The organism is Methylobacillus sp. DLP286 (assembly GCF_056636515.1).
Genome location: NZ_CM153145.1, coordinates 739,137 through 751,989, shown reverse-complemented (window position 1 = coordinate 751,989; position 12,853 = coordinate 739,137). Strand labels below are relative to the sequence as shown.

At 59.6% G+C, this 12,853-nt stretch carries 17 protein-coding genes; 11 read left to right on the top strand and 6 right to left on the bottom strand.

What is annotated here, in order from left to right:
- The first annotated feature begins 59 nt into the window (after positions 1-59).
- Positions 60-293 (top strand): hypothetical protein, encoded by a 234-nt coding sequence (locus ACWXTG_RS03465; RefSeq protein WP_309565270.1) that lies wholly within the window; start codon positions 60-62, stop codon positions 291-293.
- Here the strand turns inward: ACWXTG_RS03465 and ACWXTG_RS03460 are convergent.
- Positions 287-775 (bottom strand): hypothetical protein, encoded by a 489-nt coding sequence (locus ACWXTG_RS03460; RefSeq protein ID WP_480220698.1) that lies wholly within the window; start codon positions 773-775, stop codon positions 287-289. The genes ACWXTG_RS03465 and ACWXTG_RS03460 overlap by 7 nt on opposite strands.
- A 64-nt stretch (positions 776-839) precedes the next feature.
- Between ACWXTG_RS03460 and ACWXTG_RS03455 the strand changes: the two genes are divergently transcribed.
- The 7 genes from ACWXTG_RS03455 to ACWXTG_RS03425 all read left to right on the top strand — a co-directional run bounded on the left by ACWXTG_RS03455 (position 840) and on the right by ACWXTG_RS03425 (position 6,405).
- Positions 840-2,192 carry an SDR family oxidoreductase gene (locus ACWXTG_RS03455; protein WP_480220697.1) on the top strand — a complete coding sequence of 451 codons (1,353 nt, stop codon included), beginning with the start codon at positions 840-842 and terminating at the stop codon, positions 2,190-2,192.
- Positions 2,173-2,637: a DUF2269 family protein gene (locus ACWXTG_RS03450; RefSeq protein ID WP_480220696.1), complete on the top strand. Its 465-nt coding sequence runs from the start codon at positions 2,173-2,175 to the stop codon at positions 2,635-2,637. Before ACWXTG_RS03455 ends, ACWXTG_RS03450 begins: the two co-directional genes overlap by 20 nt.
- A gap of 190 nt (positions 2,638-2,827) precedes the next feature.
- A complete protein-coding gene (locus tag ACWXTG_RS03445) occupies positions 2,828-3,076 on the top strand; it encodes a hypothetical protein (RefSeq protein WP_480220695.1) in 249 nt (82 codons plus the stop codon).
- Positions 3,073-4,557, top strand: a complete 1,485-nt coding sequence (locus ACWXTG_RS03440) for a cbb3-type cytochrome c oxidase subunit I (protein ID WP_480220694.1) — start codon at positions 3,073-3,075, stop codon at positions 4,555-4,557. The genes ACWXTG_RS03445 and ACWXTG_RS03440 overlap by 4 nt, the downstream gene beginning before the upstream one ends.
- Positions 4,554-5,192 carry a cbb3-type cytochrome c oxidase subunit II gene (locus ACWXTG_RS03435; RefSeq protein WP_480220693.1) on the top strand — a complete coding sequence of 213 codons (639 nt, stop codon included), beginning with the start codon at positions 4,554-4,556 and terminating at the stop codon, positions 5,190-5,192. Before ACWXTG_RS03440 ends, ACWXTG_RS03435 begins: the two co-directional genes overlap by 4 nt.
- A complete protein-coding gene (locus ACWXTG_RS03430) occupies positions 5,189-5,842 on the top strand; it encodes a c-type cytochrome (RefSeq protein WP_480220692.1) in 654 nt (217 codons plus the stop codon). Before ACWXTG_RS03435 ends, ACWXTG_RS03430 begins: the two co-directional genes overlap by 4 nt.
- Before the next feature lie 2 nt (positions 5,843-5,844).
- Positions 5,845-6,405 (top strand): hypothetical protein, encoded by a 561-nt coding sequence (locus ACWXTG_RS03425; protein ID WP_480220691.1) that lies wholly within the window; start codon positions 5,845-5,847, stop codon positions 6,403-6,405.
- Here ACWXTG_RS03425 and ACWXTG_RS03420 read toward each other — a convergent pair.
- The 3 genes from ACWXTG_RS03420 to ACWXTG_RS03410 form a co-directional block, all read right to left on the bottom strand.
- Positions 6,371-7,213, bottom strand: a complete 843-nt coding sequence (locus ACWXTG_RS03420; protein WP_480220690.1) for a CopD family protein — start codon at positions 7,211-7,213, stop codon at positions 6,371-6,373. The two genes, ACWXTG_RS03425 and ACWXTG_RS03420, sit on opposite strands and share 35 nt — an antisense overlap.
- A 267-nt stretch (positions 7,214-7,480) precedes the next feature.
- Positions 7,481-7,822, bottom strand: a complete 342-nt coding sequence (locus tag ACWXTG_RS03415) for a copper resistance CopC family protein (RefSeq protein WP_309565260.1) — start codon at positions 7,820-7,822, stop codon at positions 7,481-7,483.
- A 21-nt stretch (positions 7,823-7,843) separates the two neighbouring features.
- On the bottom strand, positions 7,844-8,356 hold the full coding sequence (locus ACWXTG_RS03410) for a DUF2231 domain-containing protein (protein WP_480220689.1): 513 nt from the start codon (positions 8,354-8,356) through the stop codon (positions 7,844-7,846).
- A gap of 315 nt (positions 8,357-8,671) precedes the next feature.
- Here ACWXTG_RS03410 and ACWXTG_RS03405 point away from each other — a divergent pair, with 315 nt between their 5' ends.
- A complete protein-coding gene (locus ACWXTG_RS03405) occupies positions 8,672-8,854 on the top strand; it encodes a KGG domain-containing protein (protein WP_309565258.1) in 183 nt (60 codons plus the stop codon).
- Positions 8,855-8,918: 64 nt separating this feature from the next.
- Positions 8,919-9,809 carry an SDR family oxidoreductase gene (locus tag ACWXTG_RS03400; RefSeq protein ID WP_309565257.1) on the top strand — a complete coding sequence of 297 codons (891 nt, stop codon included), beginning with the start codon at positions 8,919-8,921 and terminating at the stop codon, positions 9,807-9,809.
- A 116-nt stretch (positions 9,810-9,925) separates the two neighbouring features.
- Here the strand turns inward: ACWXTG_RS03400 and ACWXTG_RS03395 are convergent, their stop codons facing one another.
- Positions 9,926-10,909, bottom strand: coding sequence for a methyltransferase (locus tag ACWXTG_RS03395; protein ID WP_480220688.1), 984 nt, complete (start codon positions 10,907-10,909; stop codon positions 9,926-9,928).
- A gap of 173 nt (positions 10,910-11,082) precedes the next feature.
- Here ACWXTG_RS03395 and ACWXTG_RS03390 point away from each other — a divergent pair, with 173 nt between their 5' ends.
- Positions 11,083-12,540 (top strand): iron-containing redox enzyme family protein, encoded by a 1,458-nt coding sequence (locus ACWXTG_RS03390; protein WP_480220687.1) that lies wholly within the window; start codon positions 11,083-11,085, stop codon positions 12,538-12,540.
- Between the two features lie 28 nt (positions 12,541-12,568).
- Here the strand turns inward: ACWXTG_RS03390 and ACWXTG_RS03385 are convergent, their stop codons facing one another.
- Positions 12,569-12,844 carry a hypothetical protein gene (locus ACWXTG_RS03385; protein ID WP_480220686.1) on the bottom strand — a complete coding sequence of 92 codons (276 nt, stop codon included), beginning with the start codon at positions 12,842-12,844 and terminating at the stop codon, positions 12,569-12,571.
- Positions 12,845-12,853: the final 9 nt, after the last annotated feature.

Sequence of the window (12,853 nt, the reverse complement as noted above, 5' to 3'; positions counted from 1 at the left end):
AAGGCCCGCGTCAACAATGGCATGGCTTGCGACTTTATCAGATGACAGAAAGAAAAATCATGGCAAGAGTAGATGAGTTCAAGGTGTCTTCCCCGTTGCATCTCGCAGAAAACATGCCTGAAGGCCATGGTTTCGTGATCAAGCCCGTCGACGATTCGTTCGACGCCCTGGAAGGTTTCCAGAAAATCGTCATGGCGGTCTTTGGAAGCATAGGAAGCGATTATGGTATCGAAACCAACCGCCGGCCCAACGGGATGATCGACAAAATCGTGTGCCGGCAGATTACTTATTGAGCTGGCTTGCCGGGCACCCGTTTCTGTAACCGGTGCCTGGCCAGCTTCTGCCGGGCAAGGCCGAAAGCGAATGCTGCATATACCGCAAGCAGCGAGAGGCGCGAGAGGCGCATTTCATAGCCTGGCCTCAGGCGGCGCGGCGTCAAATGATAGTCGACGTAGCATGCCAGGGCCGCAATGACGGCTGCATCCGCGTAAAGTTGCAAGGCATTGCCTTCCTGCCTCGCCCTGGTCGCATGCTCGTAGATAAGGGCCCAGAAGGTGGCGGAGGCATGATGGATCGTATAGCCCAGCACGGTGTGCGTCACATCCACTCCGTCGTGACGGGCCGCGTCATCTCCCCACACCCAATGACTGATTGCATTGATAGGAGCCGCATATGCCCCGTTTTCCAGCTTTCCACATATGGCCAGCGCCAATGCCGAACTCACGCTGGCATATGTTCCCGTGCTCAACCCGCGCCTGCATAGACCTTTTGGCATGATGCGCCTCCGTATTTGGTTGAAAAAAGTCGCGGCCAGCGTTTCCGGCTCCCTTCATAGAGCCATGTCGCAGCACGCAAGTTCAACCGCAGCGCCGCCTTTGCCCGATGACGCGGCAAAGCCCAGGGTCGTGTTGGTACTGGGAGCAAACGGCTTTCTCGGCAGGCATTTCATAGCGGCGCTTTACCAACAAGGGCATAGCGTCATTGCCGGGGTGCGCAAGCTGCCTGCAGCCAGCCACCCCGATATCGCGTATATCGAAACGGATTTCGCACAGGGTCTCGATACCCAAGACTGGCTGCCGGTGCTCGACGGCGTGGATGTCGTCATCAACGCCGTCGGCCTGTTGCGCGAACATGGCGGACAGACATTCAGCGCCCTGCATGAGCAAGCGCCTGCCGCCTTGTTCAGGGCCTGCCAGCAGTCCAAGGTGGGGCTGGTCATTCAGATATCCGCGCTGGGGGCCGACGAAGAGGCAGCCAGCGCCTATCACCTGAGCAAGAAGTCCGCCGACGATGCGCTCAGGGCATTGGACATCCCGGCCTTCATCCTGCAACCCTCGCTGGTATTCGGCCAGGACGGCGAGAGCGCGCGCCTGTTCGCCATGTTGGCCAGCCTGCCGGTGCTGCCACTGCCCGGAGGGGGATGCCAGCTTCTACAGCCCGTGCATATCCATGACCTGACGGAATTGGTGCAAGCCCTGGTGCCGCTCAATCCGGCAGGAACCATCACCATTGCCGCGGCGGGCCCGCAAGCGCTGACCTTGCGCGAATATTGCGGTGCCTTGCGACAGCAGATGGGCCTTGGCAGGCTGAGGGCATTCAATCTGCACCGCATGGTCGCGAAGCTGGCGGCGTGGGCCGGGAAATGGCTTCCCTCCAGCCTGCTGACGCCCGAGACGCTGGCGATGCTGGAACGCGGCAATATCGCGGACACTGAGGATATGCGCTTCTTCCTGGGCCGCGACGCCATGCCGGTCGAGTCATTCATCAAGCCGGCGGAGGCCGACGGATGGCGCTCGCTCGCGCTGCTCGGCTGGCTGCTGCCCTTGCTCAGGTTCAGCATCGCCGTGGTATGGATAGTCACTGGGCTACTGTCGCTCGGTATCTACCCGGTTCAGGAAAGCTACGCATTGCTTGCCGAGGTCGGCCTGGAAGGCTCAACGGCGAGCGTGGCCTTGTACGGGGCGGCCTTGCTTGACATCAGCTTCGGCATTGCCACTTTGTTGCTGCGCAAGCGGCGGTTGCTCTGGCAGCTGCAGATTGCCGTCATCCTGAGCTACACCCTGATACTCAGCTGGTTTATCCCCGCATTCTGGCTGCATCCCTTCGGGCCGTTGCTCAAGAACCTGCCCATGGCGGCACTGATCTATATGTTGATGACACTGGAGCGCCAGGATGGATTACCTCGTCGTTAAGTGGCTGCATATCGTCTCGTCCACCATATTGTTCGGCACCGGCATCGGTTCCGCCTTCTATATGCTGGTCACCAGCCTGAAAGGCGATGCAAGGAATACTGCCGGCGTGGCGCGCCTGGTCGTGCTTGCCGATTGGATATTCACCACGCCTGCCATCATCGTCCAGCCTGTCACCGGCTTCTACCTGATGCATCGTGCCGGTTATCCGGTCATGCAGGGCTGGATCATATGGTCCATCGCGCTTTACCTGCTGGCCGGCGCCTGTTGGCTGCCGGTAGTGTGGCTGCAGATACGCATGCATAAGATGGCCGTGCTCGCCGCCCATGCGCGCGAACCCTTGCCCCCGCAGTACCAACGGTACCTGCGCTACTGGGTGCTGCTCGGCATCCCGGCATTCCTCGCCTTGTTGTGCGTCTTTTACCTGATGACGGCAAAGCCGCTTTAGGCAGCAATCCATGCGCTTGGAATGTCCGAGCTCTCGCGACAAGCGGCGTCTGCCTCCTATCTTGCCCATGCTTGCCTGACCAGGGCGTTGGTTTTTCTGACATGGCTTTAGGAAAACTGAGTAGTGCCAACGGCACAGGTTCACCTCTACATTCATTGTGGTTATTTCCTTTTTCTCTACAGGAGTTCGAATGCTTGCCAATTCGTTTGCGATCATCCTGCTCAGCCTCGTGGTGGGGGTTCCCCCGTTGGTATTCCTGTTTTTCGCCATCTCCCATGGGCAGTTCGACAATATCGGGGCCACTGCGGATTCGATTTTCGAGGTGGAAGAATTGCGCTACTCCCGTCCCTGGGAAACGCGCGAGCAGGCTGAAGAGCGCATGCAGCGGCACGGCGGCCTGCTCCGCAATCCGCAACGCGAATGGGAGCGCTGGCTATGACCGAAGCAGTCGCCTCACCCCGTACCCAGCAAGACAGCACGCTGGATCACAGCAAGCTCAGGATAAGCGCCGAAGAGGTCTCCGCTTATGACCACTCCGGCAGGCAGCCGGTCCTGCTCGGTTTTTTTATCGCTATCATCTGGCTGCTCGCAGGCACGGTCATGGGCGACATCAGCAGCTTCAAGTTCGACCGTCCCGACTTCCTTACCGAGCAGGCCTACCTGACGTTCGGCCGCATCCGCCCGGCGCACCTCAACGTCATGGTCTATGGCTGGGCTTCCACCGCCATGTTCTCGGTTTCCCTGTGGCTGATGCCCAGGCTGTGCCGCACGCAGCTGCGCTGGGCCAAGGCCGCCGTCGCCGGCATCCTGATCTGGACCGTGGGGCTGGGCGTGGGTGTAGGTCTGCTGCTGGCGGGCTATAGCGACGGCCTGGAATGGCTGGAGCTGGACCGCATCTGGGCCGACCCGTTATTAGTACTGGGCGCCGCCCTGGTAGGCGCGTCGATCTGGAAGACGCTTTCAGTGCGCAACGTGCATCACCTGTATGTGTCGGTATGGTATGTCGCGGCATCCTACCCATGGTTCCTCATCATCTTCATCGCGGGCAACCTGCCCATCTTTCAAGGCGTGGAGTCGGCTGCAGTCAACTGGTTCTACGCCCATAACGCCCTCGGCTTATGGCTCACCACCGTCAACCTCGGGCTGATCTACTACCTGCTGCCCAAGATCATCGGCCGCCCGATCTATTCGTACTGGCTTTCCCTGATCGGGTTCTGGGGGCTGGCATTGTTCTACGCCCTCAACGGCATGCATCACCTGATCGGCGGGCCGCTGCCTTCATGGATGATCGCCACCTCGATTACCGCCAGCATCATGATGGTGGTGCCGGTCGTCGCGGTCGGCATCAACCAGCATATGACCGTGGTCGGCCGCTTCGGCGCCATGCGCTATTCGCCGGCGCTGACCTTGGCGGTCATCGCGGCGATGTCCTACACCGCAGTCTCCCTGCAGGGCATTCTCACCGCCCTGGTCAGCGTCAACCGCATCACCCATTTCACGCACTGGACCATCGCCCACTCGCACCTGGGGCTTTATATGTTCGTGACCTTGTCCTTGTTCGGCGGCATGTATTACATCCTGCCGCGCGTGCTCAAGAAGGAGTGGCCGAGCACGCGGCTGATCCGTGCGCATATCCTGCTTGTCGGCGGCGGCATGGTGCTCTACGTGGTGGCGCTGGGCATAGGCGGCGTATTGCAGGGCCTGAGCCTGCTGGCTCCGGGCCAGGGCTTCGAGGCCTCCGTGGAAAGCACACGCCCGTGGCTGCTCATGCGCAGCGTGGCGGCCGTGATCATTTCTGCCGGGCATATCGTATTTGCCTATCATGCCTACCTGCTGGCCTTTACGCGCCATGGCAGCATCAGGCGGCACCCTCCCTTCTTTGAGATCAAGCCCGTGCTGGTCAGAAAGAAGGCGCCATGACCAGATTGCTCGTATTGATCATGGGGGCGATGGCAACCGTGATATTCGCCCTAGTCATCCTGGTGATACTGCCCAAGAGCATGCTCTCGTCGATGCAGGCGCCGCCCGAACTCAAGGAGCCGACTGCGCAACAACTGGCCGGGCGCCAGCTCTATATCAGCAACGGCTGCATCTATTGCCACACCCAGCAGGTGCGCGACCCCAGCTTTACCGCCGATATCAGCAAGGGCCTGGGGACGCGGCCTTCCGTGCCCGAGGATTACGTTCACGACAACCCCCACCTGCTCGGCACCATGCGAACCGGGCCGGACCTGTTCAATGTGGGCTCGCGCCTGCCCGACCGTAACTGGCAACTGCTGCACCTTTACCAGCCGCGCGCGTTGGTGCCATGGTCCATCATGCCCGCCTTTCCGTTCCTGTTCCGGCATAAAGCCGAAGCCGAGCCCGGCGACAAGGTGCTGGACGTGCCCAAACCTCATGCGCCGACGAACGGCGTGGTCGTGGTGACTGAAGAGGCGGAAGCCCTGGTGGCTTACCTGCTCAGCTTGAAGCACGATTATCCTGCTCCCAATGACCCATTAAAGCCTGCCAATGACAATCCAGAGAATGACAACCCAGAAGAGGCGCAGCCATGATTGATGAAAACCGTCACCATGACCACCCTATCCAGTCGGAGAAAAACGAAGTATCCACCCTGGCTTTGCACGACGACGCCATGCATGAAACCGCCGAGCCTTTCGAGGATACGATCAAGGGCCCCGTCTGGTTTTACCTATTCGTCGTATTATCCATGGTTGTGGGCGCATTCTACCTGGGGCGGCATATGGGCAGGCTGGACACCGCGGCGCATATCGGCTTCCTGCATGAAAGCGGCAAACCGGACCAGGCGCAGGAAAGCGCTCCGGCTGCCACGGTGTCCGGCGCCTCTATCTTCGGCAGCCGTTGCGCCACCTGCCACCAAGCCAACGGTCAAGGCGTGCCGGGCGCCTTCCCGCCGCTGGTAGGGGCAAAATACGTGCTTGAAAGCCCGGAAGTGCTGGTTAACATCATCCTGCACGGGCTGCAAGGCGAGATCGAGGTGGCAGGGCAAACCTATAACGGCATCATGCCGCCATGGGCCTCGCAACTGGGAGACGAGGAAGTGGCCGCGGTTGCCAGCTATATCCGCTCCGAGCTCGGGGACAACAAGGCAGACAAGGTGGATGCAGCCCTTGTGAAGAAGGTGCGCGAGCAGACCAAGGACCGCCAGACCCCATGGACGGCGGACGAACTGGAGGCCTTGTAAATATGAAGCCGCATGCCGCACTCAAAGAATCTTTCACCATATCCGGGTTCTTCAAGCAACAAGGCCAGGTGGACAACGTACTGGCGGAATGCCTGCGGCTGGGCATCCCGCGCGACCTCATCGATGTCGCGCTCTCGGAAAAGGCGGCGGCGAAGTTTTCCTCCCTGCGCGCCAAGAAGAACACCGACAGCTGGTTCGCCTGGACCGGCAAAGGGGCGCTGGTTGGCCTGCTGATCAGCTCTGCGCTCACCATGGCGATCATCCTGCTGGCAGGGTATGAGGTCACGGAGAAGATGGCGTTCGTGCAACTGTTAGGGCCCGATATCGGCATTATCGTCGGCGCGGCATTGGGGGCGCTATACGGCTGGCTGCGCGACAGCGATACCAATGTCGTCATGCAGCGCGCATTGGAGCGGGACGACGCCATGCTGTTGCTGGTATATCTGCAGCCGCCTGGAGAGGCGGCGCGTATCGAGCAGATATTCGGCCGTCACGGCGGAGAGGAAGTAAGCTTGCAACCCACTGAGCTCAATCCGGCGGAAGCTGCGTCAGCAACGAAGTGAACAGCACCAGCACGAGTGCAAAGAAGAATTCGAGAGTCAGCCCGTTATCGTAAGCTGCCATGTTAAATCCGGGCTGCCGCAGCAAGCGCCTCAATTGCCAGGCGCAAGCCGCAATTGCCGCCACCGCGGCCAGCTTGAGCCCCAGCATGGCGGCATAGGTCCAGCCCAGACTGCCCTCCTCCGCATATTGCAGCCATGCCCTTGCCGCCCCGCTGGCTAGCGCCAGCAAAAACACCGGCAACGCCACGCGGGAAAAAAAGCTGAACTCACGCAGCGACATCCATGAATTGCCAGCAAGCCTGAGCACCAGCATGAGGCTCATCCCTCCCAGCCAAAGCAGGGCGCATCCCATATGCGCCAAGTCTATCCAGTATGTCCAATTCCACATGCCGAGTTCGCCGGCATGCGACGCCAGTGCCAACGCGCCCAGCATTGCCAGGCAGGCGGTGCGGGCCACCCAGCTTTTCCGGCAGCTAACGGCAGCCAGCAAACAAAGCCAGTACGCCAGCCATGCCTGGCCGAAGGCGCTGAACCGCAGCAGCTCGAGCATTTCGCCGGGACTGGCGACAGACATCGCTGCCGCGTTGAAAGCATCCTCACCGCTCAAGGCCGCACTGTTCAGCGCCAGCAACAAGGCCGCGCTGCCAAGCGCGAATGCGGTCCAGTTGAAATATTGCCGCCAGGCCAACAGGCGCTGGAGGCGCCACTCCCATAATTGCATGCCGGAGAGCATGGCCAGCGCCATATAGGCACAGGCCCGTGCAAGCGCTCCATCAAGCAGGTGGGCATGGTCGAAGAGCCTGTTCATCTTTTTATAGGGCCCGTTGCCCCGGCGGTGTGGTCGATGCAAGGCGCAAACCGCAGCCGTGCTGATTGCCCGGCGAGGATTTGCAACGCGGCAACGGCTGCGCTGCCGGGGCAACCCGGAGGGCATGGCCCCAACACGCGCCCGCTCTGTGTTGCAGTCCTGGCAAGGCACTGAGCATGACCTGCGGACTGCGCCTTGATCGGATACGTCCTGGAGCCATGCGTGCCCTATGAAAAGATGATGAACAGACTCTAAGGGATGGCATGCTTATTTGACGAGAAAGCGCAGTATTCCTTGCTGACGATGGCCGTCATGGGACATTACGCTCCAGCGGATGCGGTACTCGGCCAAGGGCTTGGCGTTGCCCAGCTTGATGACCAGCTTTTCTGGAGCGGCCTCGGAAGGCAGTGCGATCCATTGCTTCCCTTGCCACAACTCGGCCCGGTTGAAGCGGGACTCTATAGGTTTGTTGAAGCGCAGGGTGACTATAGTCGGAGGCTCTGACAGGACGGAGCCCTCTTCCGGGTCGGAGGAAAGCAGCTTGCTATGACCCAGCGCCGAGAATGGAAGCAGCAGCAACCAGCAGAGTATGAGGTATCGGCTAGCCAAATCGATGATCTCCGTATGACGTTATCCTTGATGCACGTGCGGCCTAGGCTTGCTCTCGTCATGCGCGAAGCCGCCCACCTGTTCCGACACGCCTATCCCATGACGGAATGTCATTTCGCCTCCCAGCCACCCCGAGACGCCGAGCAATGCCCCGGTTACCACCGATAGCCCCAGGCCGAGCGGCAGGACATCCAGCATATCATTCATGCGCAGGAAAAAGTTGACGGACGCCAATCCGAGCACGATAAGGTTAATGATGCCATGCAGCCAAGCCATGGGAAGCCGTCGCGCACGCTTCACGCCCAGCAGTTCGATCAGGCCGGACAAGCCTGCAAGCACCCCGCCAGCCAAACCCGCCGCCAACAGCCAAAACGACGTTTCGGCCCAGAACGTATTTTCTAATAACGCAAATGCAATATCGCTCAGCAATGCCCCCATCAGGAACGCGATGGGGAGGGAAACCAGCATCGGGTGTATGGGATGTCGCCTTACGGCTGCTTTCGTGCCGCTACCTGCAGGATAAACGGGATCCATCGCTAATCTCCTTTGTAAGTGAGGCATTGCCGGTTTGAAACAATGTCGACTCTATCCTGTGTCGATGAACTCCATGAGCGGACAATCCTGAATCTCTTGACGGAAAGCGCTGACAACCTCATCCATGAATCTTCCAAGCATTGCTTGCTGAGCCTGCTCCTGATGCATAGCCTGGGTGTTCGGCTGTTTCAGATTCTCACAGCTTAATAGGACGCATGACGATGACCGCCCTTGCCGCACTTCTCTAGCATGAACCCACCTTTCATTGACAATTCGTCTTGGAAGGAACGTCACCATGTTTCAAGGAGAAATATCATGACTCAACAAAATAGTTCCAACCGCGGTTTTGCTTCCATGGATAAACAAAAACAGCGGGAAATTGCGAGCCAGGGCGGCAAGGCCGCCCATGCCAAAGGCACGGCGCACGAATTCGATTCCAAATCCGCACGCGAAGCAGGCCGCAAGGGCGGCCAAGCTTCGCATAGCGGAGGCCGTTAAGTAGACGTTCCGGGGAAGCGGCCGCTTCCCTCTTCATCTTTTATATTCCCCGACGGAGGACAAAATGACGCTAGATTACAACCCAGACAAGGATCATCGCGATATTGACCAACCTGCCCAGCACCAAGACCGGCAGCCGGGCGTGGAAGCAGATATGGAGCCGCGCCCACAATATGTCGACCCAGCTTATCGCGGCAGCGGCAAGCTTGAAGGCAAGACGGCCCTCATTACCGGAGGCGACAGCGGCATCGGCAGGGCCGTCGCGATCCATTTCGCCATCGAGGGCGCCGATGTTGCCATTAATTATTTGAGCGACGACGAAACCGAGGATGCGGAAAAAACCTTGTCGTTGATCCGCGAGCAAGGCCGGAAGGCCATTGCCGTCAAGGGAGATGTGGGTAATCCGCAGTTCTGCGAGGAACTGGTGGCCAAGACCGTGGAAGAGCTGGGCCAGCTCGACATCCTGGTGAACAACGCGGGGCAGCAATACCCTCAGCCCAGTATCGAGCAGATTTCTGCCGAGCAGCTGGAGCACACTTTCCGGACCAACATCTTTTCCATGTTCTACCTGACCAAGGCCGTCTTGCCGCTGCTGGGCAAAGGCGGCAGGATCATCAATACCGCTTCCGTCACTGCATACAAGGGCCATCCTATCCTGGTCGATTATGCTTCCACCAAGGGGGCGATCGTCGCGTTCACGCGCTCGCTCGCGATAGAGCTGGGTGAACGGGGCATTACGGTCAATGCCGTGGCGCCAGGCCCGATCTGGACGCCGCTGATCCCGGCAAGCTTCAGTGCGGAACAGGTGGAAAAATTCGGGCATGACACCGTGCTGCAACGGCCCGGTCAGCCCAGCGAGGTCGCGCCGGCGTATGTGCTGTTCGCCTCCAACGACGGGTCATACCTGACCGGGCAGATCATCCATCCTAATGGCGGCTCTATCGTCAACGGTTAAAAAGACGATTTGCCGATAACGTCACAGCCACCTCGCCTGCCCGGCTTGCCGCCGGGTACATGGCTTGGTAGCTGCAACCCGCCGCTCTCCGCGTTTTTGCCAGGTTTCCAGCGGCATTATCCCGGCCGTTGCACCATGAGGGTGACAGCTGCCAGCCGGTCGGTATTGGAATAAACCGGGCTGTCCAGCTCTTCCCCAAAGATATCGGGGTCCATTTCCTGGTATTCGTAATGCCAGCCGCTATCCTTCAGCCTGGCGTCCACTTCCTTTTTGAACAAGTCCTGGCCATCCATTACCGCCACTCCGGTATAAAGCAGCAGGGTGCCGTACGGTGCCAGCCTGTCGAGCGCCGTATCGACGATCTTCAGCGACAAACCGGCTCCCAGCGGCCCGCCGCCATGGCGGTAAGCGCGTTCGGCGGCGTCCACCAGGAACGGAGGGTTGGACACGATGAGGTCAAACTCGCCATCCAGCGCCTGCAGCAGGTCGCTATGCCGCCAATGCAGGTTGGACAAGCCCGCGGCAATGCCGTTGACAGCGGCCAGGGCCAGGGCCTTGTCGTTGATGTCCACCCCATGCACTTCTGCTTGCGGCAGGCGCTGGGCGAGCAGGATGGCCCCTGCCCCGCTGCCGCTGCCGATATCCACCGCCCGCCGCACCCGGGGCCGAAGTAACGCCAGATGCCGCTCGATGGCCTGGGCGAAACGGTAGGTATCGGGCCCGAAAAAAATCGCGTCGCCTTCGACCGTAGGGAACGACGAATGCAGGAATAATTGCCCGGCCAGGCTGGAGACGCGGAACCGGCTGCGCCAAAGGCTGCCGACCTGCTCCAGGGCGTGGGCCTGCTCCAGCAAGGCGAACAGCGGTTCGCCAACCACATCAGGAGCGAATGGCCTGCTCCAGCCGAGGACGCCATGGATATCCTTGGCGGTTTCGTTTCCCGGACGGCCGTTGACCAGCGCGTGGCTGGCGGGAGAAACGGTAATGAACGCATATGATTGCTGCCGCAACCATGCAAGCATGGCAACTAGGGCTGCATTTTCTTCACTCAAGCCGTTGTGCAGCATGAGTTTTTCGCTCGATTGGAAGTCGGTGGTCATGGGTGGGGTCCTTGTGCGCGGCAGGGCCTATTTGTCTAGCCGACAGCTTAACAAAATAAGCCAGGCTTGCCTGTCGTCTCAGTCTGACAGGAGATTAATCCTCTGACCGATAACCGGCCGCGGCCGAGGGAAAGAGAATGATGCTATTCAAGCTTCCGGATGAACCCATTCCTATGTTGAGCACAGCCCCCTCCCCCTCGCTGCATGACGCCGAGAAACCAGGAACATTGCCGCGTGAATTGTATTTCGGCTTGTTAAGCCATGGCGGAACGCATAGTCCTGCGCCGGAGAGCTGCCATGCTGACGCACTTGAATTCCTGCGACAGCAGCTTGAGGCCTGCGCTGCCGACCCTGCCCCTTTTCCGTCCGATGTCGAGCAGTTGGAAAACTGGATAGTGCAAAGTAGCCTGCAGACGGGACAGCGTTACCAGCAATACCTGCAGGACCGCCAGGACGGCGCTCCCCGGCGTTATTTCGGCAGCAAGGCGCATGCGCTGAATTTCATCAAGTCGGTCGCCCCCACCAAGATGGTGGATGGATCATGGCTTTACGGCCTGGTTCGGCGCTGGAAAGACCCGGGCTTCAGCGCCTTGATTGACATCTATCTAGAGGAACTTGGCGACGGCCAGGAGGAGGACAACCATGTCGCTATCTACCGCAAGCTGATTCACGCATACGGATGCGAACAATGGAGGACGCTGGACGACGAATACTTTATACAGGGCGCCACCCAATTGGCCTTGTCCGTCCATGCAGACCAGTTCCTGCCGGAGGTCATCGGCTTCAACCTAGCTTATGAACAATTGCCGCTGCACCTGCTGATCACTGCCGCGGAATTGAACGAGCTCAATATCGACCCTTATTACTTCACCTTGCATATCACCATAGACAATGCATTGTCCGGACATGCGGTCAAGTCGGTCGATGCATTGCGCGAGCTGCTTCCGCATTTCGCGCATCAGCAGGACTTCATGCAGCGGGTGGTCCATGGTGCCAAGCTCAATAATGCCGGGCTTGGCTCGGTCGGCATCATCGAATCCTTCAGGCTGGAGGACGAGCTAATCGAGATATTCCGGCAGAAGGCCACCATCGGCCAGTTCATGCATCACCACCATTGCCGGATTGCCGGACGCAACCTCAGGGAATGGCTGTCCGACGGCAGCCAGATGCCTTCCCTCCTGCAGGCGCTTCAGGAGCATGGCTGGATCAACCGGCACCAGGATCCCAAAAATTCCAGGTTCTGGAAGCTGATCGACGGCGGCCAGGGCCAGATGTTCGGCGTGTTCAGCCCCTACGAGAAACAGGTGCTTTACGACTGGATTGCAGGCGACGCCCTCGAGCGCCTCCCCAAGCGCGAACGCCTGGGCGAGCCCTGGCGCATCCAGAAGCGGCAGACCAAACGGCAGCAGGCTGCCGGTGCCGGCGGCCCATCCTCCAATATCATCCGCTTGGCACAACCAGCGCCTGTGCCAGAGATTGACGAACAGCACTTATTCAATCAGCAACTGGCATCGCTCAAGGACAAGGAAGCGTTGATGCAGTTCCTGGGGTCGTGGATGTCTCCTGCCTTGCATCACCACCCAGTGGGCCTTGCCGCGACGCGCATGTTCAAGGCGCAATGGCTTGGCTAAATAATTATGTCAGCGAGCCAACCCCGCCTTAACGTGCTTGCGCGTCGCGCGAAGGCTCGCCCTTCTCTTGGCTGGGAGGCGCGTTCTTGCATACGCCTCGGATATTCATGACGGCCAGTCCAAACTGAAGAATGATCAAGGCATATGCATGGGCATGCCAGCCCCAGGCAATCCACAGCAGGTTGCTCAGGATGAACGCCCAGAAGCCCCAGTTGCGCCGGTACTTGGACGTGGACCCCACCAGCCAGGCTGCCGCAATCGTGACTAGCATTGCGGGCCACTGCAGCCAATCCAGATAATCCATACAAACTCC

Excerpts from the sequence above, each read along its gene's own strand:
- ACWXTG_RS03465 (WP_309565270.1), top strand. The coding sequence starts at position 60 with ATGGCAAGAGTAGATGAGTTCAAGGTGTCTTCCCCGTTGCATCTCGCA.
- ACWXTG_RS03460 (WP_480220698.1), bottom strand. The coding sequence starts at position 775 with ATGCCAAAAGGTCTATGCAGGCGCGGGTTGAGCACGGGAACATATGCC.
- ACWXTG_RS03455 (WP_480220697.1), top strand. The coding sequence starts at position 840 with ATGTCGCAGCACGCAAGTTCAACCGCAGCGCCGCCTTTGCCCGATGAC.
- ACWXTG_RS03450 (WP_480220696.1), top strand. The coding sequence starts at position 2,173 with ATGGATTACCTCGTCGTTAAGTGGCTGCATATCGTCTCGTCCACCATA.
- ACWXTG_RS03445 (WP_480220695.1), top strand. The coding sequence starts at position 2,828 with ATGCTTGCCAATTCGTTTGCGATCATCCTGCTCAGCCTCGTGGTGGGG.
- ACWXTG_RS03440 (WP_480220694.1), top strand. The coding sequence starts at position 3,073 with ATGACCGAAGCAGTCGCCTCACCCCGTACCCAGCAAGACAGCACGCTG.
- ACWXTG_RS03435 (WP_480220693.1), top strand. The coding sequence starts at position 4,554 with ATGACCAGATTGCTCGTATTGATCATGGGGGCGATGGCAACCGTGATA.
- ACWXTG_RS03430 (WP_480220692.1), top strand. The coding sequence starts at position 5,189 with ATGATTGATGAAAACCGTCACCATGACCACCCTATCCAGTCGGAGAAA.
- ACWXTG_RS03425 (WP_480220691.1), top strand. The coding sequence starts at position 5,845 with ATGAAGCCGCATGCCGCACTCAAAGAATCTTTCACCATATCCGGGTTC.
- ACWXTG_RS03420 (WP_480220690.1), bottom strand. The coding sequence starts at position 7,213 with ATGAACAGGCTCTTCGACCATGCCCACCTGCTTGATGGAGCGCTTGCA.
- ACWXTG_RS03410 (WP_480220689.1), bottom strand. The coding sequence starts at position 8,356 with ATGGATCCCGTTTATCCTGCAGGTAGCGGCACGAAAGCAGCCGTAAGG.
- ACWXTG_RS03405 (WP_309565258.1), top strand. The coding sequence starts at position 8,672 with ATGACTCAACAAAATAGTTCCAACCGCGGTTTTGCTTCCATGGATAAA.
- ACWXTG_RS03400 (WP_309565257.1), top strand. The coding sequence starts at position 8,919 with ATGACGCTAGATTACAACCCAGACAAGGATCATCGCGATATTGACCAA.
- ACWXTG_RS03395 (WP_480220688.1), bottom strand. The coding sequence starts at position 10,909 with ATGACCACCGACTTCCAATCGAGCGAAAAACTCATGCTGCACAACGGC.
- ACWXTG_RS03390 (WP_480220687.1), top strand. The coding sequence starts at position 11,083 with ATGTTGAGCACAGCCCCCTCCCCCTCGCTGCATGACGCCGAGAAACCA.
- ACWXTG_RS03385 (WP_480220686.1), bottom strand. The coding sequence starts at position 12,844 with ATGGATTATCTGGATTGGCTGCAGTGGCCCGCAATGCTAGTCACGATT.